Genomic DNA, 21,730 nt, shown 5'->3' with positions numbered 1-21,730 from the left:
GGGTCTGTACACCGGCAGCCGAGTCACGGAAGGCTGGCACCATGCGGAAACTGAGCTACGGCATGAACCTGAGCCTGGACGGCTACATCGCCGCCGCCGGCGACGACATCGGCTGGGGCGGGTCGGCGGGCGACGAGCTGTTCCAGTGGTGGCTGGATCGGGAGCGGGCGATCAGCCTGTCGCTGTACGGCCGCAAGCTCTGGGAGGCGATGAGCTCGCACTGGCCGACCGGCGACCAGTTGCCCACCGCCACCCCGGCGGAGATCGCGTTCGCCCAGAACTGGCGGGACACACCGAAAGTGGTGTTCTCCTCGACGATCGACAAGGTCGACTGGAACACCCGCCTGTGCACCGGCGACGCGGTCGCCGAGATCACCCGGCTCAAGGCCGAGGACGGCGGCCCGATGAGCATCGGCGGCGCGACGCTCGCCGCGGCGGCGATGCGGGCCGGGCTGATCGACGAGTACGTGATCGTCACCTATCCGGTCCTCGTGGGCGGCGGCACGCCGTTCTTCACCACGCTGGACAGCTGGGTGCACCTGAACCTGGTGGAGACGCGGACGTTCGCCACCGGCGTGATCCTGACCAGGTACGAGACGATCAGCCGCGAGCCATATCCACGAAGCGGCTGAGGTGCAGCTGGTGGGCGACGGTGATGGTGGCGGTGGGGCCGTTACGGTGCTTGCCGACGATCAGGTCGGCCTCGCCGCCGCGGGGGTCGTCGCGTTCGATGGCGTCGGGGCGGTGCAGCAGGATGACCATGTCGGCGTCCTGCTCGAGCGAGCCGGACTCACGAAGGTCGGAGACCATGGGCCGCTTGTCGGTTCGCTGTTCCGGACCACGGTTCAGCTGCGAGATCGCGATCACCGGAACTTCGAGCTCCTTGGCCAGCAGTTTCAGGTGCCGCGAGAATTCCGAGACTTCCTGCTGCCGCGATTCGACCTTCTTGCCGGAGGACATCAGCTGGAGGTAGTCGACCACAACGAGTTTCAGATCATGGCGCTGCTTCAACCGCCGCGCCTTCGCCCGGATCTCCATCATCGTGAGGTTCGGTGAATCGTCCACGAACAGCGGCGCCTCACTGATCTCACTCATCCGCCGCGCCAATTTCGTCCAGTCGTCATCACTCATCCGACCCGACCGCATATCCCCGAGCTTGATCTTCGCCTCGGCGGACAGCAGACGCATGACGATTTCCGTACGGCTCATCTCCAACGAGAAAATAACGCTGGCCAGGCCATGCTTGATGGAGCAACTGCGCATGAAATCCATTCCCAGGGTCGAGTTGTGGGTGGGCACCATCGAGCGGCCGGCCAGGTAGAGGTGTGCGTCGTTGTCGACCTCGACGCATCGAACAGGCACGCTGTCGATCTTGCGAACATCGACGATGTAGCGGGAGCCGGAGCGGGCCGTGTTCTTGCTGGCCCGGCGTTCTTTGTGCAGCAGGGCCTTTCGGTACAGGCCGAACACTTCATCGTCCGTCGCGAAGGTGACGGTGAAGGCGGTCGAGGAGTTCTCGGTGCGACCACGAACGCGTTTGGTCGAAACGCCACAGCGGTAGCCGAGACCGACGATCAATTCGCAGACGTCATCGAAGAGACGCTTGTCGGTCACCGCGAACTGAACCGACCCGCCGTGTGTCACTGTGCCGTCGGTGTCGAGCAGACCTGCGAGTAGCGCACGGCGTTGCGGTTCCGACGAACGCAAATACTCGGTGGGAATGTGCTTGTTGCCCAAGACTCCGATAGTCCGGAGCCGGGCTTGCACGCTTCCGACGCTGCTGCGGCATGACTGGCACAGCCGCAGCCCGATGGATGGTTGACCACAGGCCGGGCAAGTCGGGGCGGGGACCGGCGCTGAAAGAAAGCGCACCTTTCCGCCGCACGATCGGCCGCAGGTACGAACCTCGCTGGTGAACGGGACGAATTCCGTGCCGCACACGACGCAGGCACGCGCTTCGACGGGCTCGTCGGCGGGCAATCGCAAGTGGTAGCGCAGCGCCGCGGATTGCGAGGGAACCGCGACGATTCCCTCCGCTTCGATGCAAGCGATGATCTCTGGATCGGCAGAGGTGATCTGCGCGGCGGCCGAGGTGCCGTCGCCGAGCCAGGCGCCCAGGGTGTACGGGGGAACCAGGAACGTACGGGCAGGCAACTGCAGCGGCTTGGTATTGGTGACCGAGTGGTTCAACCTGCGATCAGCGGTATCGCACCGGACCGTCCGCGCGATTTCCCCGGTGGTACGAACCTCCGCGAACGCGCGCTGGTTGCGGTAGCGGTTGTATCCGCTCGCGGCCTGCTGGGCCGAGCGGCGCGAACTCCGGGTCTCGGTCAGCCACTGGTGCTGCTCATCGGCGACGAGCACTGTGCCGTCGGAGAATTCGACCTCGTAGCAAGGACGGTCGGTCATGACCTCGGTGGCGGCGACGACGCGAGTGGGGCGGCCGTCGGCGTCGAGGAGTTCGTCGCCGACCCGGACCTGGCCCATGGTGGTCCAGCCGGTGGGCGTCGGCAACGGGGTATCGAGGGCCAGCGCCTTACCGACACCGGGACGGGCCGCGACGATGATCATCTGGCCGGGGTGCAGGCCGTTGGTGAGTTCGTCGAGTTCGGAGAAGCCGGTGGGGACGCCGAGGGAGATGCCGCCGCGGGAGGCGATGGAGTCGATCTCGTCCATGGTGGGCTGGAGGAGTTCTTCCAGGGGCATGAAGTCTTCGGTGGTGCGGCGCTCGGTGACCTCGTAGATTTCGGCCTGGGCGCGGTCGACGACCTCGGCGACATCTTGACCGTCGGCGCCGGCGTAACCGAATTGCACGATGCGGGTGCCGGCCTCGACCAGGCGGCGCAGAATCGCCTTCTCGGAAACGATTTCGGCGTAGAAGCCGGCGTTGGCGGCGGTGGGGACGGTCTGGGTCAGGGTGACCAGGTACGGGGGGCCGCCGATGCGCTTGAGCTCGCCGCGGCGATCGAGGCCGGCGGCGACGGTGACCGGGTCGGCGGGTTCGCCACGGCCGTAGAGATCCAGGATGGTGTCGTAGACGGCCTGGTGGGCGGGGCGGTAGAAATCTCCGGGGCGCAGCACCTCGATGACATCGGCGATGGCGTCCTTGGACAGCAGCATGCCGCCGAGCACCGACTGCTCGGCCGCCATGTCGTGCGGGGGCTGGCGACCGAAATCCTCGCCGGGGGGTTCGGGCGGGAATTCCGAGGTGTGCCCGCGGTCATCGACGACTGCCACCAGACTCGACCGTCCTCTCGTCCCCTCGACCGGGATCACACTATCGACTAGTTGTTCTACTCCCGGGTACCGACACGTTCGCCGAGCGACCCACGCCACCAGGGGCTTTCGGGCAGGGCGCCAGCAAACCGTTGCGACGCTGCCGAACCCGATCTTCGTACCGGCTGCTGCGATGAACCTAGGCGACCGCACGGCGGGTCGCCAAACCGTCCTGTGTACACAACTGTGGATAACTTGGGGAGTGTTCACCCAGCGGTGTGCAGCCGCTGTGGACTACTTGGGGAAAACCCAGGTCACGCCGGAAGTATGCGCAGATAGCAATCGTTTTCCCGACCTATCGGCATGTGGATTAACACAGCAACGGCGTGTCGTTCCAGATGAACAACCGGGCGTGTTGGGTTAACGGCGGATGTGGAGCGGGCAGCCCGGCCTCACATTGCGATCGGTCGGTTTTCTAGTAATCCACAGGCCGAATAACCGGAGGTCGGTGCCGGTGCCGAAATTCGCCAGGGGTGTACCCGCGCCCGGCGCTGAAAGAATGGCAAACGCATGGCAATCGATGCGTTCGGCCGCGCAGCCGAAGACACCCTCGCGCGGACGCGAGGGTGTCTTCGAGTGAACTCAGTTGGCCGCGACCTGCAGGTCGAACTTGGCAACCACATCGGGGTGCAGGTGCACCACGACGCCGTGCTTGCCAACGGACTTGATGTGCGACTTCGGCAGCTCGATGCTGCGCTTGTCGACAACGGGGCCGCCCGCGGTCTTGATGGCCGCGGCGACATCCGCCTGGGTCACCGAACCGAAGAGCTTGCCGGTGCCGGCGGTCTTCACACCCAGCGAGACCGAATCCAGGCCCTCGATGGCCTGCTTCAGCTCGTTGGCGTGATCCAGGTCGCGCACCTTGCGGGCGTCCTGGGCCCGGCGAATGCCGGCAACCTGCTTCTCGGCGCCACGGCTGGCCACGATGGCCAGGCCGCGGGGCAGCAGGAAGTTACGGCCGTAGCCGTCCTTGACCTCGACCGTGTCACCGGGCGCACCGAGGTTGTCCACATCGGCAGTAAGAATGAGCTTCATTGCGATGCTTCCTTTCTCAGCGAGCCGTGGAGACGTAAGGCAGCAGGGCCACCTCACGGCTGTTCTTGACGGCAACGGCGACATCGCGCTGGTGCTGCACGCAGTTGCCGGTGACCCGGCGAGCGCGGATCTTGCCGCGATCACTGACGTACTTACGCAGCAGCGTGGTGTCCTTGTAGTCGATCTTGACGGTGCCGGACTTGGCTTCCTTGCAGAAAGTGCAAGCCTTCTTCTTCAGCACCTTTTCGCGCGCGGGCGCTTTAGGCATGGTTTTACTCCGTTGGTTATCGGGCTCTGAAGCCCTCGCTTGCCGTTCTTAGAACGGCGGTTCGTCATCTACGCGACCGCCGCCCCCGAAGGAGCCGGCCGCGGGCGCACTGCCCCAGGGGTCGTCCTCGGCGCCGCCGGAACGACCGCCACCACCACCGGAACCGGAACCGGAGGAAGAGGATGCGGCGAAGTTGTTGTTCCCGCCGCCACCGCCGCCGCCGAATCCACCGCCGCCGCCACCGCCGCGATTGGCCTTGTTGACCTTCGCGGTGGCGTAACGCAGCGAGGGACCGACCTCGTCGACCTCGAGTTCGACGACCGTGCGCTTCTCACCCTCGCGGGTTTCGTAGGAGCGCTGCTTCAGTCGTCCGCTCACGATTACGCGAGCGCCTCGGGTCAGCGATTCGGCGACATTTTCCGCAGCTTCGCGCCAGATGTTGCAGCGCAGGAAAAGGGCTTCGCCGTCTTTCCACTCATTCGAATTACGGTCGAACACACGGGGTGTCGACGCGACGGTGAAATTGGCCACCGCCGCCCCCGCGGGCGTGAATCGAAGCTCGGGGTCGGCCGTCAAGTTTCCGATGACGGTGATGACCGTGTCGCCTGCCATGTGGTTCCTCCTGCTCGGTGTGCAGTCCGCCTTGCACTCGCTTTGCGCTAGAGCCTAGGCATAGGCACCGACGCAATCGAGGGGGTCACTTGCCGTGGCGCAGAACCTTGGTGCGCAGCACCGACTCGTTCAGACCCAGCTGGCGGTCGAGCTCGCTCACCGTGGCGGGGGTAGCGGTCAGATCGACAACCGCGTAGATGCCCTCGGCCTGCTTCGAGATCTCGTAGGCGAGCCGGCGACGGCCCCAGATGTCGACCTTGTCGACCTTGCCGCCTTCGGTCTTGACGACGTTGAGCATGTTGTCCAGTGTCGGACTAACAGTGCGCTCGTCCAGGCTCGGGTCGAGGATAACCATCACTTCGTAATGACGCACGGACCAATCACCTCCTGTGGACTAGTTCGGCCACGGACGTTCCGTGGCAGGAGGGTCGTTGCGTCAGCAACCCGACAAGGCTACATGAGGCCCAGGTCAACACTGAAATCGATCTAGTGGGCCGCTGGGAGCAGCGCGCGCGCCCTGGTCCACCTAGGGTGGTGCGCATGTCGACCGGACCGGCTGTGAGCGACCTGGTTTCGGACCGCGAGCCCTCGTGGTCCGCCCCGGCGCACGGTTCCGACCCGGCCCCGGCGAGTGATACGGACAACAGGCTGCGGGCCGCGACGGCCCGCCGGTTCCACCGCCCATCGCGCCGATTTGCCCTGGTCACCGTGGTATTCCTGCTCTGTGCGATGACCCTGGCGCTGGCCTACGCGAACAAGGCCCGCTGCGCCGGCGGGGAGTTCGACAGCGACGGTCGCAGCGTGGCCTTCGACGTCCGCAAGGATTCCGACGTCTGCTATTCCGACATCCAATTCCTCTGGCTCGGCCGCGAAATCGATCAGCACGTTTTCCCCTATATCCACGGCGGCATCACCAGCGCCGGTGAGCTGACCGGTGGCGCGGTCGAATATCCGGTACTGAGCGGGGTGCTGATCTGGCTGGGCGGGGCCGGTGCGCACAACGACGCCGATTTCCTCCGGCATTCGGCCTGGCTGCTCGCCCCTTTCGCCTTGCTGACGGCGGTGCTGCTCGCCCTGCTCGCCGGTCGTGCCGCCCTGCTCTGGGCCGCGGGGCCGCCGCTGGTGCTCTACGCCTTTCACAACTGGGAACTTCCGGTGGTGTGCACGGCGGTCGCCGCGGCGTATGTGATGAGCCTGACCAGGTATTCGGTGCGCACCCGGGGTGTGCTGGCCGCGATTCTGCTCGGCCTGGGCTTCTGCCTGAAGTTGTATCCGGGCCTTTTCGTGCTGCCCCTACTGGCTTTCGTGCTGACCAGCGAGCGCAAAGGCAAGGGCCTGGACGTGCGGGGCGCGTTGCTCACCGGCGGCGCGGCGCTCGCCACGGTGCTGGCGGTGAATGCTCCGTTCGCGATACTCGGCTACGAGGGCTGGCGCGCGTCGATCACCTTCCAGCAGATGCGCACGGCGGACATCACCACCAATTCCGTGTGGTACTGGGGTCTGCGGCCATTGTTCGGCTGGAACTCCGGCGGCGAGCACTCGTTCCAGCAGCTGGTGACCTTCGCTTCGCCGGTGCTGATGCTCGCGGCGTTCGCGCTGGCGCTGTGGCTGGGCTGGAAGCGCTACGCCGAGACCGGTGTCTACCCGTGGATCGGGGTCAGCGGCGCGATGCTGTGCGGATTCATGGTGCTGCACAAGGTCCATTCGCCGCAGTACACGCTGTGGCTGATCCCGTTCCTGGTGCTGCTCGAGGTGCCCTGGCCGGTGGTCGGCGCCTACCTGCTGGCCGACGCCGCCATCGGCATCGGGGTGTTCCGCTACTTCCATGCGATCGTGACGAACCGCTGGGTGGAGTTGTCGGAGAGCGTGGTGCAGTTCGGGGTGTGGGGGCGCGCGATTCTGCTGTGCATCTTGTTCTTCCTGTTCCTGCGATCCGGAATGCGCGGCGCGCTGGTCCCCGCCGTCCAGCCGATGCCGGGGGTGCGCGCACGGCACACTGTGTGAATGCTGCACATCCGGGTCAACGCGCCTGCCGCGATGACCGACGCCGTGATCGAGGTTTTCGAAGCCGACGACGCTGTGACCGGCTTGTCGGTGCTGCGGGGCGCCTCGATAAAGCCGCCCGGTGATCTGATTCTGGCCGATGTCGCGCGCGAGGCCGCCAACGATGTGATCAGCCGGCTGCGCGATCTGGGCGTGCACCGGGACGGCACGATCGAGGTCGACGACGTGCGGACCTGGTTGTCTCGCAGTGGTTTCGACGCCGAGGTGCGCACGCCGGGCAGCAGCGCCGACGCGGTCGTGTGGGCGGATGTCACCCAGCGCTCGTATGAGGAAACCGAGCTGAACTGGACCTATCTGAGTTTCATGACGCTGGCGACGGTGATCGCCTCGATCGCCATCATTCAGGATTCGCAGATCCTGATGATCGGCGCGATGGTGCTCGGTCCGGAGTTCGGCGCCATCGCCGCGCTCGGAGTCGCGCTGGTGCGCAGGCGTTTCGTGCTGCTCGGGCTGGCGGTACGGACCTTGCTGATCGGCTTCGGGGTCGCGATCGTCGTCACCTTCGTGCTCGCGCTACTGGGGCGCGGGCTGGGCTGGATCACCATCGAGGACGTGATCGGGCCCCGGCCGGGCACGGGTTTCATCTACACCCCGGACAAATGGTCGTTCATCGTCGCGGTGGTCGCGGCCATGGCCGGTGTGCTGGCGCTGACCTCGTCGAAAGCGGGTGGCCTGACCGGTGTCTTCATCTCGGTGACCACTTTGCCCGCCGCCGGAAATATCGCGCTGGGCGCGGTTTTCGGTGTGGGCGAGGCGATCTGGGGCTCGATGTTGCAGCTGGTGGTGAATCTCGTCGGCATGGCGGTGGCGGGCTGGGCGACCCTGGCCTTTCAGCAGGCGGTCTGGAGCCGGATGTCGATTCGCCGGGCCAAGGCGCTGCATCGCCCGTATCGCATGCTCTGAGGCGCTAATTCGCGCCGTGCTTGGCGCGGAAGGCCGCGCTCTTGGCGCGATTGCCGCACTGGGTCATATCGCACCAGCGCCGGGTGCCGCCGCGCGAGAGGTCGACGTAGAGCCGGGTGCACGGCGGCCGTTCGCACTGCCGGACGCGCGGCCGCTCGGGGCCGCCGAACAGTTCGACGGCGGCGCGCGCGATCGCGGCCAGCCCGGCGGCGGGTGTGCCGGTGCGGGCCACGGTGTCGTCGGAGCGCAGTGCCACGCTGGGCAATTCACCGCGCGCGCAGTCGTTGAGGAGCCGCCGATCAGCGGCCGCGGGCAGCGTGTCGTGTGCGGCGGCCGCGCCCGAGCGGTAGATCGCTTCGCGTAGCAGCAGCGCCCGTTCCAGGTCGGTCGACGCACAGGTGGCCGCGTCGAGGACGCCGGCGACGACCAGCCATTCGGCGAGATCGGCGGGGGTGGCGAGGGCATCGAGGAACGCCGTGGATCGGTGCTTGACCGTGCCCGCGAAGTCCAGCGCGAGATTCCCGCTCACGAAGGTGAACATGCCGCCCATAGTAACCAGCTTGACAGGTTAGTTATTCGGCTGGCAGCGTAATAACCACCTGAGGCGGTTATTTAGGAGGCAAACATGAAGGCGCACTTCACCACTGCCATGCAGCCGCTGTTCGTGCTGATGTGGAGTAGTGCCTTCATCGCGGGCATCATCGGGGTCGGCGCCGCGCCGCCGATGATGGTGCTGGTCGGCCGCTATGTGATCGGCGGCACGCTGTTGCTGCTGTACGCCTACGCGGTGGGTGCACGGTGGCCGCGCGGAAACACGCTGCGGCACGTGGTGATCGCGGGCCTGCTCATGCAGATCGTCCAGTTCGGCGCGTTCTACACGGCGATGAGCCACCATGTCTCGGGCGCGATCATCGCCCTGATCCAGGGCCTGAATCCGGTGGTGATCGCGCTGTTCGCGGGATTCCTCGGTGAGACGGTGACCGCGCGCCAGTGGGCCGGATTCGGCATCGGCGGCGTGGGTGTCGCCCTGGCCGTGGCCGATCAATCGGCCTTCTCGGCGACCGGGCTGGTGCTGTGCCTGATCGGCCTGCTGGGCCTCAGCATCGGCACGGTCTATCAGAAACGATATGCACCGCAGGTCGATTCGCGGGCGTCCACGGCCGTGCACGCCGCGGCCAGCGCACCGATCGCGGTTGTGCTGGCCGTCACGACCGGGCAGTGGCAGATCTGGGATGTGCCGCACTTCGCCGCCGCGCTGACCTGGATCGTGCTGGTGAACTCGATGGGTGCGTTCCTGCTGCTGAACGCGATGCTGCGGCGCTGGGACGCGACCCGGGTCGGCCGCCTGTTCTTCGCGACGCCCGCGGTCACCGCGCTGCTGGCCTGGCTGCTGATCGATCAGCCGCTACGGCCCTTGACGATCGCGGGTCTCGGGGTGGGCCTGCTCGGACTGGTGCTGGCCTCCGGGCGGTCGGCAGCGCGGACGGCGCGACCGCGGCCGGTGCCGGCCCGCTGAACGAAAAGCGGCCCCTCCGGAGGGAGGGGCCGCTCTCGCAGTGGTCCGGACGAGCCGGGGATCAGGAGACCGGGGTGGCCGACTTCTCCAACTCGACCTCGGGAGTGTCGTCCCCGCCATTGCGCTTGTTGCGAATGATGCTGGAGATGAACGCCGCGCCGATCAGCGCGATACCGACGAAGCCGGTGACGAGCTCGGGCACGTGCACCTTGATCGAGATGAACAGGATGATCGCGAGGGCGCCGATGGCCCAGTGCGCGCCGTGCTCCAGGAAGACGTACTCGCCCAGCGTGCCCTTGCGCACCAGGTAGACCGTGATGGAACGCACGAACATGGCGCCGATCAGGCCCAGGCCCAGCGCGATGATGATCGGGTCCGAGGTGATGGCGAAGGCGCCGATGACACCGTCGAAGGAGAACGAGGCGTCGAGCACTTCCAGGTAGAGGAACAGGAAGAACGCGGCCTTACCGGTGGCCTTGACCAGGGTGGAGGGCCCACCGTGCTCGTGCTCCTCGACGAGAGCGTCGGTGTGGAACAACGAACCGAGGCCGTCGACCGCGATGTAGATGACCATGCCGAGCAGGCCCGCCAGCAGGACGGTGGAGCGATCCGCGTCGGAGGTGAGGAACTCGGCGGTCAGGATCAGCGTGATGCCGGCCACGACGACCGAGAGCATGTCCAGCTTGCCGACCTTGGCCAGCGGCTTCTCCAGCCAGGTCAGCCAGGTGATCTCCCGCTCGGAGAAGATGAAGTTCAGGAACAGCATGAACAGGAACATGCCGCCGAACGCGGCAATCGTCGGATGCGCGTCGGTGAGCAGCTTTTCGTAGCTGGGGCTGCCGTCGGGGAAGGTGAGTGCGTCGTCCGCGGGCGGATTCAGCGCGAGGTCGAGGGCGCGCTTGGGATCGAGCCCAGCGGTGACCCAGACGATCGCCAGCGGGAAGACCAGCCGCATACCGAACACGGCGATGATCACGCCGATGGTGAGGAAGATCTTCTGCCAGAACTCGCTCATCCGCTCGAGGATGGTGGCGTTGATGACCGCGTTGTCGAAGGACAACGACACTTCGAGGACGCCGAGAATGGCGCAGAGAATGAGCGCCTCGGGGCCGCCGTAGAGGAAGGCCACGATCAGCGATACCACCGTGACGGCGATGGAGAGTCCGTATATGCGCAGGACCACTGGGGGACCTTTCGTGTTATGTCTGATGAGAATAGCCGTCCACTGACCGTGAGCGGGCACACGAGAAGGGGGCTCGGCGGCGAGCCCCCTCTTCGTTCGCGGCGTCTTTAGACGTTGACGCCGTAGTCGCGGGCGATACCGGCCAGGCCGGCGGCGTAGCCCTGACCGATCGCACGGAACTTCCACTCGGCGCCGTTACGGTACAGCTCGCCGAAGACCATGGCGGTCTCGGTGGAGGCGTCCTCGGAGAGGTCGTAGCGCGCGAGCTCTTCACCGTTGTCGCGGTTCACGACGCGGATGTAGGCATTGCGGACCTGGCCGAAGGACTGCTGGCGGGTCTCGGCGTCGTAGATCGAGACGGGGAAGAAGATCGACTCGATGGTCGGCGGGGTACCGCCCAGGTCGACGTTGATGACCTCGTCGTCGCCCTCACCTTCGCCGGTCTTGTTGTCACCCGCGTGCTCGATGGCGCCTTCCGGCGACTTCAGATTGTTGAAGAACACGAAGTGCTGATCCGAGAGGACCTTCTTGTCCGCGCCGGTCGCGATGGCGCTGGCATCCAGGTCGAAGTCGGTGCCCGTGGTGGACCGAACATCCCATCCGAGGCCGACGGCCACCTTGGTGAGGCCAGGCGCAGCCTTGCTCAGCGAGACATTTCCGCCCTTGGACAAACTGACACCCATGCGGGAATCCCTTTCAATAGTCCGTCTAGTGGTCCCAGCATGTCCGAATAGCCGGGTACGCCAACGACAGTAGTAGGTTTCCTGGAACTTGCGTAGGAACTGGGGTAACGGTCGCCCACTAGGCGATCTCCGTCCGGCTTCGGGCGGGTGTTGCTGTACACCGCATACGATCGGGGCGTGGCAGGCCGTAGGCGTGGTTGGTTCCAGTCATCGGATCCCAACGAATGGATAGAAACCGCCCGGGCGCGTCTGACGGAGGCGTTCCTCGATATGGACCGGCGTCAGAGCGCGGCCGAGGCGGCGGTGCACGCCGCCGAGCAAGTGTTCCCGGAGCGCGGGCAGGGCGCGCTGTGGGAGCCGGTGCGCGCGCGGTGCTACGAGGCCGCCGGCGCCTATCTGAGCCTGACCGAGGAACTCGACACCGCCGAGCGGGACAAGACGCCCTTCCCGCAGGGCCAGGCCCGGGCCGACACGGTGACCAGGCAGTTGATCGACGCCGCCCGCGGCGTGGACGAGTTCTATCGCGGGCAGCAGGAGCAACTCGAGCGTGCCCGCACCGTGCTGGGGGCGGTGCCGCAGCTGGCCCAGCAGGTCAAGCAGACCGCCGCCCAGGTGCGCGGCGCGGCGGCGGACAGCGAGTTCGCCGGCTATCCCTCGGTGCGGGCCCGCGCGGCCGCCGTCGATGAGGCTCTCATCACATTGGAGGCGGCGGAGCTGGGCAGCGGCGGCGCCGGGCGCGGCGCGGCCTCGAAAGTGCGCGATGCCGCCAACCGGCTGGAGGCAGTTACCGCCGAATTGGCAGATGCCTTGGCGCAGGCCCCATCTCGGTCCGGTGCCGCGCGCACCGCTGTCACCTCGGTGAATACCAGGTTGTCGGCGGTCCGCAACCGCGCCGAGCGGCTGGCGCCGGCCTACTCGGCCCTGCTGCGTGAGTTCAATGCTGCAAGTTCGGCGGATCTAGCGAACAATGGGCGCGAGAGCCAGCGAGATACGGACGCTGCCGCCGTCGCCCTGGAACGGGCCCGGGCGGCAATGACCGAGAACAACCCGGAGTTAGCCCTTGAACTGACCTCTACCGCGCGGGGGAATCTCGCCGAAGCCGAACGCCGAGTCGACGCGGTCACGAAACGCCTCGCCCTGCTGCGCGAGGTTCGCGCGGATCCGCAAGACAAGGCCAAGGCCGTACGCTTCCGGCTGCGGGACGCGCAAATGCTCGCGGTCGATCGCGAGCTCGTCGTCGAATGGGGATCTGTGCTCGACGCACAGGTGGATCGGATCGACCGAATAACCGAAACACTGTCGGGACGGCACCCCGACTACTGGGCCTACGTGACGGAACTCGATGCCGTTTCGGAATTCATAGCCGGGGTAGTGGATCGAATGAGAAAACAAGCAGGACCACGCCGCTAGCGAGAACGCTGGCGGGGGCGCTCGAAAGGGTCAGAGAATTGAAGTTGGGGATGGGCCACCGATGACGTCGGGCATCGCCGTCCAGCAGGAAGTATCCCTGCGGAAGCGTTTGCCGCTGCGCCACTTTCGGCAGTTGCACGGACCGGATGTCCGACATCTTTTCCATCGGCCGCCGGAACCGTTCGGGGGCAGTACAGAACGTGAATTACTCGCAATCGCTTTGGGGGCAACACTTTACGCGCCCGCGACCCGCGCGGATCTGGCCGAGACCATTCGGAAGCGGGCCGCGCGCGGCGTCTGCTCGATGGTGATCGATCTGGAGGACGCGGTCGCCGACCACGAGGTGGAACTGGCCAAGCGCCAGGCCGTCGCGGCCTTGGACCTGCTGGCCGAGAGCCTGGAGCCGAATCCGCTGGTGTTCGTGCGGGTGCGCGACCCCGACACCGTCAACGAGCTCGTCGATCAGCTGGGAGCGGGCGCCGCGGTACTGACCGGGTTCGTCTTCCCCAAGTTCGACAGTTCGACCGGCGCGAAATATCTCGACGCGCTGGAGGAGGCCGCCGAGCGGTTGCACCGCCCGGTCTACGGGATGCCGGTGCTGGAGTCGAAAGCCTTGGTGCACAGGCAGACTCGGGATCAGGAGCTGACCGAGATCGCGGCGCTGCTGGCCGAGCACCGGGAGCGGGTGCTGGCGGTGCGGGTCGGGGCCACCGACATGTGCTCGACCTTCGGCATCCGCCGCGACCGTGACCTCACCATCTACGACGTGCGCGTGGTCGCCGACGTGATCGCCGACATCGTGAACTACCTGGGCCGCGCCGACGGCACCGGCTTCGTCATCACCGGTCCGGTGTGGGAGTACTTCGCCGACCACGAGCGCATGTTCCGGCCGCTGCTGCGCACCGCGCCGTTCGAGGAGTCCGACGCGGTGCCGTTCCGGCAGTACCTGGTCAGCCGGGATCTCGACGGCCTGCTGCGCGAGATCACGCTGGATCGGGCCAATGGGATCCAGGGCAAGACCGTCATCCATCCCTCGCACGTCGCGGCGGTGCACGCGCTGTCGGTGGTGACGCACGAGGAGTACTCCGACGCACTCGACATCCTGCAGGTCGAGGTCGGCGGGGTCGCGGCCTCGGAGTACCGCAACAAGATGAACGAGATGCGCCCGCATCGCAGTTGGGCCCGGCAGACGCTGCTGCGCGCCCGGGTGTTCGGAGTGGCCAACAAGGGAGTGTCGTTCGTGGATCTGCTCACGGCGTTGGTGAAGGTATGACCAGCGACTTCGCCGGAGATGTGCTGCCGACTCGCACAGACATTCCTTGGGCGACAAGGGAACTCGGGATCGAACTGCACCATGTGCGGGCCCACACCGCCGAGTTGTCGATCGCGGAGCTGATCAAGCCCGGCTTGCGGCGCAACCCGAAGCGGGCGCACCTGCTGGTGTCGACCGTGCTCGGTAAGCATCTGCCGACCGATCCGCGCGTCGTGCTCGATGCCGGTGACCGCCTGGGTGACCTGGTCCGGGCCGCGGTGGGGGAGCAGGACGTGGTGGTGCTCGGTTTCGCCGAGACCGCGACCGGGCTCGGGCATATCGTGGCCGCGCGCCTGGGCGCCGGCTGCTACCTGCACTCGACCCGGCGCGAGGTAGCCGAGGCCGAGACGCTGACCGGTTTCGAGGAGGGCCACTCACACGCCACCTCGCACCTGCTGCAACCGATGCCCGCCGAGGTTTTCCTCAACGACCTGCCGCTGGTGCTGGTGGACGATGAGATCTCCACCGGCGCAACGGCTATCGATGCGCTGCGAGCGCTGCACGCGTTCGCGCCGCGGGCGCACTATGTGCTGGCCTCGCTGGTGGACATGCGTACCGAGGCCGACTGCACGGCATTCGAGAAGGCCGCGGCCGAGCTCGGCGCCCGGATCGACACCGTCTGCCTGGCCGCGGGCCGGACCATGCTGCCCGAGGGCCTGATCGCCGCCGTGACCGCACTGCCCGAACCTGAGCTGAATCCCGTTGCCGCGCAGCGGGGGACCGCGACCAGACTCGAATTGCCCTGGCCGAGAGCGGTTCCCGAAGGCGGGCGACACGGCATTCTGCATTCCGACGCCGCCGCGTTCGATGCGGCGATCGATGCGGCCACCGCGGCGCTACGTGCGCAGTTGGACGCGGTGGCGCCCGGCCGTCCCGCGATCGTGCTCGGGCACGAAGAACTGATGTATCTGCCGTTGCGACTGGCCTCGGCGCTGGCCGAATCCGGTGTGCCGACCCGCTTCCAGACCACCACTCGCTCGCCCGCCTACGTGCTCGACGAGCCCGGTTACCCACTGCGCTGCGGATTCCGTTTCACCGCACCGGAACCCGATGCCGAAGCAGCGCGCTACCTGTACAACGCGCGGTGGAGCGAGGAATTCGACACCGAACTCCAGGCGCTGACCGGATGGTCGGGCGCGGAATCGGTGAGCGCCGACGCGGTGCTGGTCCTGGTGGTCGACCAGCCCGCCGACACGGCCGAACTCGGGGCGGACGGGGGAGTGATCGACGTTCTCACCGCGTCCGGGGCCGACGTTGTCGTTGCTGTCCTGCCCGCCGCAGACCCTCGCGAGTTGCGTGCCGAGCGAACACGGACGCCCCGGTCCGGGTCGCCGGAAGGCGCGGTCACGGCCGCCGGAACGCTGCCGCCGCCGCTGCACGGTCCGGAGTTCGGGTCCTACTCGGCCGACGACGTGTCGTGGCTGCTCAAAGACCTGTCCGAGGTCGACCTGGAAGCCGACGTCGCGGACCGCGAGCAGCGCATCCAGGCCGGTGACGCGCATTACGCGGAGTCGCTGCCGATCGAATTCCAGCCTGACGCCGCCTATCGCGAACTGTTCGACACGGTGCTCGCGGAGAGCGCCGAACGGCTCGCGCTCGCCGTCGCCACGGTCACCGAACTCGTCGTCGCCGAGCGCGGCGAGGACATCGTGCTGGTCTCGCTGGCACGGGCGGGCACGCCGATCGGCATCCTGATGAAGCGCTGGCTGAAGTCCGGGCGCGGCCCGGGCCTGCCGAGCCTGGATGTGCCGCACTACGCGGTGTCGATCGTGCGGGATCGCGGCATCGACGCGGTGGCGCTGGACTATCTGGCCCGGCACCACGATCCGGCCTCGATCGTGTTCGTCGACGGCTGGACCGGCAAGGGCGCGATCACCCACGAGCTGAACGACGCGCTGGCGGCCTATCACGCCGCCGGCGGCGCGCGCTTCAACGGCGAACTGGCCGTGCTCGCCGATCCGGGCCACTGCGTGCGCACCTACGGCACCCGCGACGACTTCCTGATCGCCTCGGCCTGCCTGAATTCGACGGTGTCCGGACTGATTTCGCGCACCGTGCTGAACGACACCCTGATCGGGCCCGGTGATTTCCACGGCGCCAAGTTCTACCGCGAACTGGCGGGCGAGGACGTGTCCGGCCGGTTGCTCGACACCGTCGGCGCGGCCTTCGCCGCCGTCGGTGCCCGGGTGGCGGAGTCGCTGGCCGCGGTCCGGGCCGGTGATCGCACACCGACCTGGTCGGGCTGGGCCTCGGTGGAGAAGGTGCGGGCCGAATACGGCATCGCCAGTGTGAATTTCGTGAAGCCCGGCGTCGGCGAGACGACCCGGGTGCTGTTGCGGCGGGTGCCCTGGCGGGTGCTGGTGCGCGCGGCCGACGCACCCGAGCACGCGCATCTGCGCCTGCTGGCCGCGGCTCGCGGCGTACCGGTGGAAGTCGTTCCCGACCTGGCCTATTCGTGCATGGGATTGATCAAGGAAGTGCGCAAGTAATGCTATTCGGCAGACCCCGAAGACAGACCCTGGTCGCTACCGACCTGGACCGCACGATGATCTACTCTCGCAATGCCATGAGCGGTGGCGACGAGGTGCCGACCGTGTGCGTGGAACACCTCGAGGGCGCGCCGCTGTCGTTCATGACCACGGCCGCCGCGCTGCGGATGCAGACGCTCACCGAACCCGCGGCGGTGGTGCCGACCACCACGCGGACCATCAAGCAGTTCAATCGCATCCAATTGCCGGGCGCGCCTTGGCGGTACGCCATCACCAGCAACGGCGGCAATATCCTCGTCGACGGCGTGCCGGATATGAGCTGGCGTATCGACCTCGACGCCAAGGTGCGCGCGGGCGGTGCGACGCTGTCGGAGGTGAGCGCCGAATTGCGTTCCCGCATCGACGATTCCTGGGTCACCAAGTTCCGGATCGCGGATCACCTGTTCGCCTATCTGGTGGTCAAACCCAAGGCGGTGCCCGACGGTTTCCTCGCCGAGTGGGATGCCTGGTGCCGGACTCGCGGCTGGTCGGCCTCGCAGCAGGGACGCAAGATCTACACCATGCCGCTGGCGGTGTGTAAGAGCATCGCGGTGGCCGAGGTGCGCCGCCGGCTCACCGAATCGGGCGAACTCGTCACGGGCGCCAGGACTTTGGCCGCCGGCGACGGGGCGCTGGATGCCGAGATGCTGCGCGCCGCCGACTCGGCCATCCGGCCGCGGCACGGCGAACTGGAGCAGCTGAACTGGACCAGTCCCAACCTCACCATCACCCAGGCCTCCGGGATCATGGCGGGCGAGGAGATCATCGACTGGCTGCTCCGGGCGTCCCCGGCACACGAGGACTGAGCCCGGCCCGCCGTCCCGGGCCCGACAGATTCACCGGGACGACGGAAGCCGCGACTACTACTTCTGGCCGAGGGCCGCACTGCCGGACTCGATCAGGTCCTGCAGCGGGTTGCCGGCGGCGCCGACCTGAACCTGCTTGTTCAGCAGTTCGACGGGCGGGTTGTTGACGGTGCAGCTCTCGCCTTCGCCGACGTAGAGGTGAATCCGCACCTGGTGGGCGCCGGCCTTGATGTCCGCCAGCACGGCCGAGGGCTTGTCCGGCGTCAGGATGACCTGCTGCAGCCCCTCGTCCAGCAGCACGGTTCCCGACCAGCACTTGTCGTCGGTGTTGTTGATCGAGACGGTGATGTCGTCCTTACCGCCGACCGCGTCGGCGGTCTTCGCGGCCGAGGCGGTGCCGGCCAGCATGGTGACCATCGCGGCGGCGAGAACAGTGGTTCCGGTGACTATTTTGAAGGTACGCATAGTTCCTTTCCGAGGTCCCCCTTCGTTTGCGATCATAGGACGATCCGACGAGCTTGTCTGCACTGAAAAGTGTTGGTAATAGCCATGTTTCGTCTGCCGACAGCTGGGTAAAAAGATCGAGCCCCTGGTCGGCAGCGCGCGGCTGCCGGCCAGGGGCTCGACTCGGGGAACGGACTACGGGGTGCTGAACAGGCCCTTTTCCAGGGTGGGCCAGGACGACTTCAGATCGTCCTGCCAGTAGCCCCAGGAGTGCGTGCCGCTGTCGCGGTAGACGAACGTCGCGGGGATACCGAGCTGGTTCAGCCGATTGTTCATGTTCTGGTTGGACCAGTTCACGCCGGCCTCGATGATCCCGCCCAGTGCGACGGTTTTCGGGGTCTCCTCGGCGGGCTCCATCCGGAACTTGCCGCCGGGCTGGTCGTACTCACCCGGAATGCCGTTGCCGGTGGAGAAGAAAAGGTGTGTGCCGCGCAGCTTTTCGGCGTTCACCATCGGATCGTTCGCGGCCCACAGCGGGTTGTTCGACTCGCCCCACATGTTCTTGGTGTCGCCGCCGCCCCAGGTCTCCACGGTCAGCTTCACCATCTGCTGGCCGATCGGATCGCTGACCTGCGCGATACCGCTGTAGGTGGCGACGCTGCGGAACAGGCCCGGCTTCTGGATCGCGAAGTTCAGCACCGAGGTGCCGGTCATCGACAGCGCGGCGACGGCGTTCACGCCGTTGGCGCCGAGCGCGGCGTCGACCAGCGCGGGCATCTCCTCGGTGACGAAGGTCTGCCACTTGTTCACCCCGAGCACCGGGTCGGCCGCGATCCAGTCGGTGTAGAAACTCCACGCGCCGCCGACGACCTGCACCACGTTGATGTTCTTGGTGCCCAGGAACTCCAGCGCGTCGGTGTTGCGCTTCCAGGAGGCGTCGTCCATGCCGCCGCCGGCGCCGTTGAACAGGTACAGCGTCGGGCGCGGCACCGAGGTGTCGGCGGGGCGCAGCACGTCCACCGAGATGTTCTTGTTCATCGCCGACGACCAGATCTGCATGCGCACATTGCGCTCGTCCTTGGTGGCGATCTTGTCGACATAGGAGCCGTTGGCCGACTTGATCGCCGGCTTGATCACGCCGGGATTGGTGAGCACGGGTTCCGCCGTCGCCGGCGCCACGCCTACCCCGAGCGCGACCGCGCCCAGTAGCGCCGCCAGCGCAATTCGCTTACCCCGGTGGTGCGACATCCACGCCCCTCAATTCTCTGTACTGCCGATAGAACTCTGGTCCGATGATCAGATCGCTCTCACCTTAGCCCCGTAACCCATGGATCCCACCCACCGGAATTCGGGGCAGCGGCGGCTCAGCGACCGTCGCGCAGCGACACCAGACCGCCGAGCGTGCCCAGGTAGGCCGTGCCGTCGGGGCCGAGCGCGATGCCCGCGTAATTGTTGTTGAAGCCGACGCCGCTGCCGGACAGGCGCTTCCAGACCAGTTCGCCGGTCTCGAAGTCCAGGGTGGTCCAGTACCAGGGATCGGTGGCGTCGGTGCCCTTGGTGTAGGTGTAGATCAGCCCGTTGGCCAGCGACAGCTTCGGGACCACGCTCGGTGCGGCCTCGGTGCTGTTGGTCCACACCAGATGACAGCCGTTGCCGTCGTCGTCGAGATCGACGCGGGCGAAACCGGGCGTGGTGGTCTGCCCGAGCATGGTGGCATCGGGGCCGGTGTAGCCGTAGTTGTTCTCCACGATCAGCGAGCGGCCCGCGCCGATCAGCGAATTCTCGGTGCTGCTCGCGCCTTCGGTGAAGACCGGCACCCGGCAGACCTCGCGCTCGGCCGTCGTGGCCGCGGTGCGGTAGACGACGACGTGCATCGGATCGGAGTTGTCGGTGATGGCGACGTAGCCGCCGGGCAGCACGGTGGGGGTGGTGCCGGTGCCGTCGTCGACCTGGCCGGATTTGTGCTGGCCGCTGTTGGCGTAGGTGACCCGCCAGGTGATCGCCGGGGTCTTGCCGGGGCCCGCGTCGAAACGCAGCAGCTCCCGGTTGGTGGCGATGTAGACCTCACCGGCGGCGCCGACCGCGAACGAGTTCTGGATCTGGCCCACGGCGCCGTTGCCGAGCCGGATCACCTGCGTCGCACCGCTTTCCAGATCCAGCGTGCCGACGACGCCGTTGGCCTTGGCGACGAACCAGAGCAGGCCGTTGGCATCGGGCAGCGCGGAGTTCAGGGTCTCGCCGGGACGCAGCACGGTGGACAGGTCGTAGTCGCGCACCAGGGTGAAACCGTTGGCGGCGGGGTTCTCGGCGAGGACGAGCACGTGGCCGTTCGCCGTGCCGACCACGGCGCGGTCCTGGTTGTCGACGTAGAAGTAGGCGCCGCCGCCGAAGTTGGTGAAGAAGCCCGGCTTCAGCGCGTCGGCGGGATTGCGGCCGGGCAGCGGGTACTTGCCCAGCACGTGCAAGGACTGCGGGTCGATCAGATAGAGCCCGGGCTGGGCGCCGATGCAGGTGGCGATGATGCGCCCGGCGCGGTCGAAGGCGACCGATCCGCATTCGCCGGCCAGGAACAGCGAGTTCACCCGGGTCCCGACGCCGAGTGGCCCGGAGCGGGTGTAGGTGTCGCTCATCCAGCCGTCGTTGTGCAGCCCGGAGTTGCCGTTCAGGGCCAGGAACGGGTGCTGCGGGAGCGCCGGAATGCCGGTGACCGGAGCGGCCTGGGCAGCGGACCCGACGAACTCCGGGGTGTCCAGCGGCGGCGCCGAGGGGATCGGTCCCGCGCCCGCGCTCGCCGGAACAAGGGCGCAGGCGGCGAGGGCGGCGGCGACGGCCGCCGCCCGGCGCAGAATGATCTTGCGTGACACAGGCCACACGCTAACAGCCGACATGGGCAGTTGACCAAAAGTCTCGGAAACTGAGACCCGCTGGTTAGTACTGCTGCTGCCCCTGCAGCTGCTGCATGATCGTCGCCTGCAAGCGCTGCAACCCGCTGGGGCCGATGCCGCTCTGCAACTGGCCCTCGATGGTGCGCACGAGCATCGCGTCGTTCAGCACCTTCTCGCTGGATTGGATCAGCACGGTGCCGGCGCCGGTGAAATCGAACTGGCGCTCCTCGCCGGAGGTCGCGCCCATCCGGGCCGCACCCGCCGCCAGGAAGCTGGTGATCCAGCGCTGGTCGTAATGGTGACTCGGGGACGGGCAATCCGCCCAGCCCACCAGCGATTCCGGGTCGACCCGCAGCGGCGGTTCGGCGAACATCACCGGACCGTTGGAGGAGGCGAGGAACTTCCCGGTGCCGATCAGGGTCAGAAAGCCCGGCACGATGGACTGGTTCAGCGACAGCCCCGGCTCGAAGGCCAGCAGATTGGCGGCCCGGACGGTGAGGTTGCCGTCCTCGAGGTCATAGGAATTGATGTTGTAGCCGCGGTCACCGATGATCAGCTTCCCGTGCCCCTCGGCGACCACGTAGTCGCCGGTGAACAGCGGCGCCGAGAACTGCTGCGACACCATGTGCATCAGCCCGCCCTGCAGGCCGTGGGTGAGCATCTGGAACTGGATCTGCCCGTAGTAGGCGATCATCGCGCCCTTGCGCGTGAACCACGGCTTGTTCAGGTCGATGCAGTAGGCGTAGTCGTTTCCCGGGATGTTGTCGCTCTCACCGAGATTCATGGGATTGAAGATTTGCGCCAT

General features: G+C 66.9%; 20 protein-coding genes. 8 read left to right on the top strand and 12 right to left on the bottom strand.

Annotated elements, in window-relative coordinates; translation table 11 throughout:
* The first annotated feature begins 41 nt into the window (after positions 1-41).
* Positions 42-632, top strand: coding sequence for a dihydrofolate reductase family protein (locus tag AB0H76_RS23890; protein ID WP_357327898.1), 591 nt, complete (start codon positions 42-44; stop codon positions 630-632).
* Here the strand turns inward: AB0H76_RS23890 and dnaB are convergent.
* The 5 genes from dnaB to rpsF all read right to left on the bottom strand — a co-directional run bounded on the left by dnaB (position 601) and on the right by rpsF (position 5,564).
* Positions 601-3,237, bottom strand: a complete 2,637-nt coding sequence (gene dnaB / locus AB0H76_RS23885; RefSeq protein ID WP_357327895.1) for a replicative DNA helicase — start codon at positions 3,235-3,237, stop codon at positions 601-603. The two genes, AB0H76_RS23890 and dnaB, sit on opposite strands and share 32 nt — an antisense overlap.
* A 621-nt stretch (positions 3,238-3,858) precedes the next feature.
* Positions 3,859-4,311, bottom strand: coding sequence for a 50S ribosomal protein L9 (rplI, locus tag AB0H76_RS23880; protein ID WP_357327892.1), 453 nt, complete (start codon positions 4,309-4,311; stop codon positions 3,859-3,861).
* Positions 4,312-4,327: 16 nt separating this feature from the next.
* Complete coding sequence (gene rpsR, locus AB0H76_RS23875; RefSeq protein WP_209885537.1) at positions 4,328-4,579, bottom strand: 30S ribosomal protein S18; 252 nt, start codon at positions 4,577-4,579, stop codon at positions 4,328-4,330.
* 48 nt (positions 4,580-4,627) lie between these two features.
* The gene (locus tag AB0H76_RS23870) at positions 4,628-5,191 is read right to left on the bottom strand and encodes a single-stranded DNA-binding protein (RefSeq protein ID WP_357327889.1); all 564 of its coding nucleotides are present in this window, start codon (positions 5,189-5,191) and stop codon (positions 4,628-4,630) included.
* A gap of 85 nt (positions 5,192-5,276) precedes the next feature.
* Complete coding sequence (gene rpsF, locus AB0H76_RS23865; RefSeq protein WP_209885541.1) at positions 5,277-5,564, bottom strand: 30S ribosomal protein S6; 288 nt, start codon at positions 5,562-5,564, stop codon at positions 5,277-5,279.
* Positions 5,565-5,920: 356 nt separating this feature from the next.
* Between rpsF and AB0H76_RS23860 the strand changes: the two genes are divergently transcribed.
* Both AB0H76_RS23860 and AB0H76_RS23855 read left to right on the top strand, forming a co-directional pair.
* Positions 5,921-7,195, top strand: a complete 1,275-nt coding sequence (locus tag AB0H76_RS23860) for a hypothetical protein (protein WP_357329860.1) — start codon at positions 5,921-5,923, stop codon at positions 7,193-7,195.
* Positions 7,196-8,158, top strand: a complete 963-nt coding sequence (locus AB0H76_RS23855; RefSeq protein ID WP_357327886.1) for a DUF389 domain-containing protein — start codon at positions 7,196-7,198, stop codon at positions 8,156-8,158. It begins immediately after the preceding gene.
* A 4-nt stretch (positions 8,159-8,162) separates the two neighbouring features.
* On the opposite strand, the gene AB0H76_RS23850 is transcribed toward AB0H76_RS23855, so the two are convergent.
* Complete coding sequence (locus tag AB0H76_RS23850; protein WP_357327883.1) at positions 8,163-8,699, bottom strand: ABATE domain-containing protein; 537 nt, start codon at positions 8,697-8,699, stop codon at positions 8,163-8,165.
* An 84-nt stretch (positions 8,700-8,783) separates the two neighbouring features.
* On the opposite strand from AB0H76_RS23850, the gene AB0H76_RS23845 reads away from it, so the two are divergent.
* Entirely contained in the window at positions 8,784-9,674 is an 891-nt protein-coding gene (locus tag AB0H76_RS23845) for an EamA family transporter (protein ID WP_357327880.1), read from the top strand.
* Between the two features lie 61 nt (positions 9,675-9,735).
* On the opposite strand, the gene AB0H76_RS23840 is transcribed toward AB0H76_RS23845, so the two are convergent.
* A complete protein-coding gene (locus AB0H76_RS23840) occupies positions 9,736-10,857 on the bottom strand; it encodes a DUF475 domain-containing protein (RefSeq protein WP_357327877.1) in 1,122 nt (373 codons plus the stop codon).
* A gap of 107 nt (positions 10,858-10,964) precedes the next feature.
* A complete protein-coding gene (locus AB0H76_RS23835; RefSeq protein ID WP_357327874.1) occupies positions 10,965-11,540 on the bottom strand; it encodes a TerD family protein in 576 nt (191 codons plus the stop codon).
* A gap of 270 nt (positions 11,541-11,810) precedes the next feature.
* Here AB0H76_RS23835 and AB0H76_RS23830 point away from each other — a divergent pair, with 270 nt between their 5' ends.
* The 4 genes from AB0H76_RS23830 (at position 11,811) to AB0H76_RS23815 (ending at position 17,596) form a co-directional block, all read left to right on the top strand.
* Positions 11,811-12,950, top strand: coding sequence for a hypothetical protein (locus AB0H76_RS23830; RefSeq protein WP_357329858.1), 1,140 nt, complete (start codon positions 11,811-11,813; stop codon positions 12,948-12,950).
* Positions 12,951-13,011: 61 nt separating this feature from the next.
* Positions 13,012-14,223, top strand: coding sequence for an HpcH/HpaI aldolase/citrate lyase family protein (locus tag AB0H76_RS23825; protein WP_357327871.1), 1,212 nt, complete (start codon positions 13,012-13,014; stop codon positions 14,221-14,223).
* A complete protein-coding gene (locus tag AB0H76_RS23820) occupies positions 14,220-16,751 on the top strand; it encodes a phosphoribosyltransferase (RefSeq protein ID WP_357327869.1) in 2,532 nt (843 codons plus the stop codon). Before AB0H76_RS23825 ends, AB0H76_RS23820 begins: the two co-directional genes overlap by 4 nt.
* A 56-nt stretch (positions 16,752-16,807) precedes the next feature.
* The gene (locus tag AB0H76_RS23815) at positions 16,808-17,596 is read left to right on the top strand and encodes an HAD family hydrolase (protein WP_357327866.1); all 789 of its coding nucleotides are present in this window, start codon (positions 16,808-16,810) and stop codon (positions 17,594-17,596) included.
* Between the two features lie 57 nt (positions 17,597-17,653).
* On the opposite strand, the gene AB0H76_RS23810 is transcribed toward AB0H76_RS23815, so the two are convergent.
* From AB0H76_RS23810 to AB0H76_RS23795, 4 genes are all read right to left on the bottom strand, one after another.
* The gene (locus AB0H76_RS23810) at positions 17,654-18,061 is read right to left on the bottom strand and encodes a hypothetical protein (protein WP_357327863.1); all 408 of its coding nucleotides are present in this window, start codon (positions 18,059-18,061) and stop codon (positions 17,654-17,656) included.
* A 174-nt stretch (positions 18,062-18,235) separates the two neighbouring features.
* On the bottom strand, positions 18,236-19,288 hold the full coding sequence (locus AB0H76_RS23805; RefSeq protein WP_357327861.1) for an alpha/beta hydrolase family protein: 1,053 nt from the start codon (positions 19,286-19,288) through the stop codon (positions 18,236-18,238).
* Positions 19,289-19,404: 116 nt separating this feature from the next.
* Positions 19,405-20,904 (bottom strand): hypothetical protein, encoded by a 1,500-nt coding sequence (locus tag AB0H76_RS23800; protein WP_357327858.1) that lies wholly within the window; start codon positions 20,902-20,904, stop codon positions 19,405-19,407.
* Positions 20,905-20,968: 64 nt separating this feature from the next.
* Positions 20,969-21,730: an AIM24 family protein gene (locus AB0H76_RS23795; RefSeq protein ID WP_357327855.1), complete on the bottom strand. Its 762-nt coding sequence runs from the start codon at positions 21,728-21,730 to the stop codon at positions 20,969-20,971.

The organism is Nocardia sp. NPDC050712, from assembly GCF_040654295.1.
Lineage (GTDB): Bacteria > Actinomycetota > Actinomycetes > Mycobacteriales > Mycobacteriaceae > Nocardia.
Note: the sequence above shows the minus strand (reverse complement) of the source record. Positions and strands in the feature narration are given on the sequence as shown.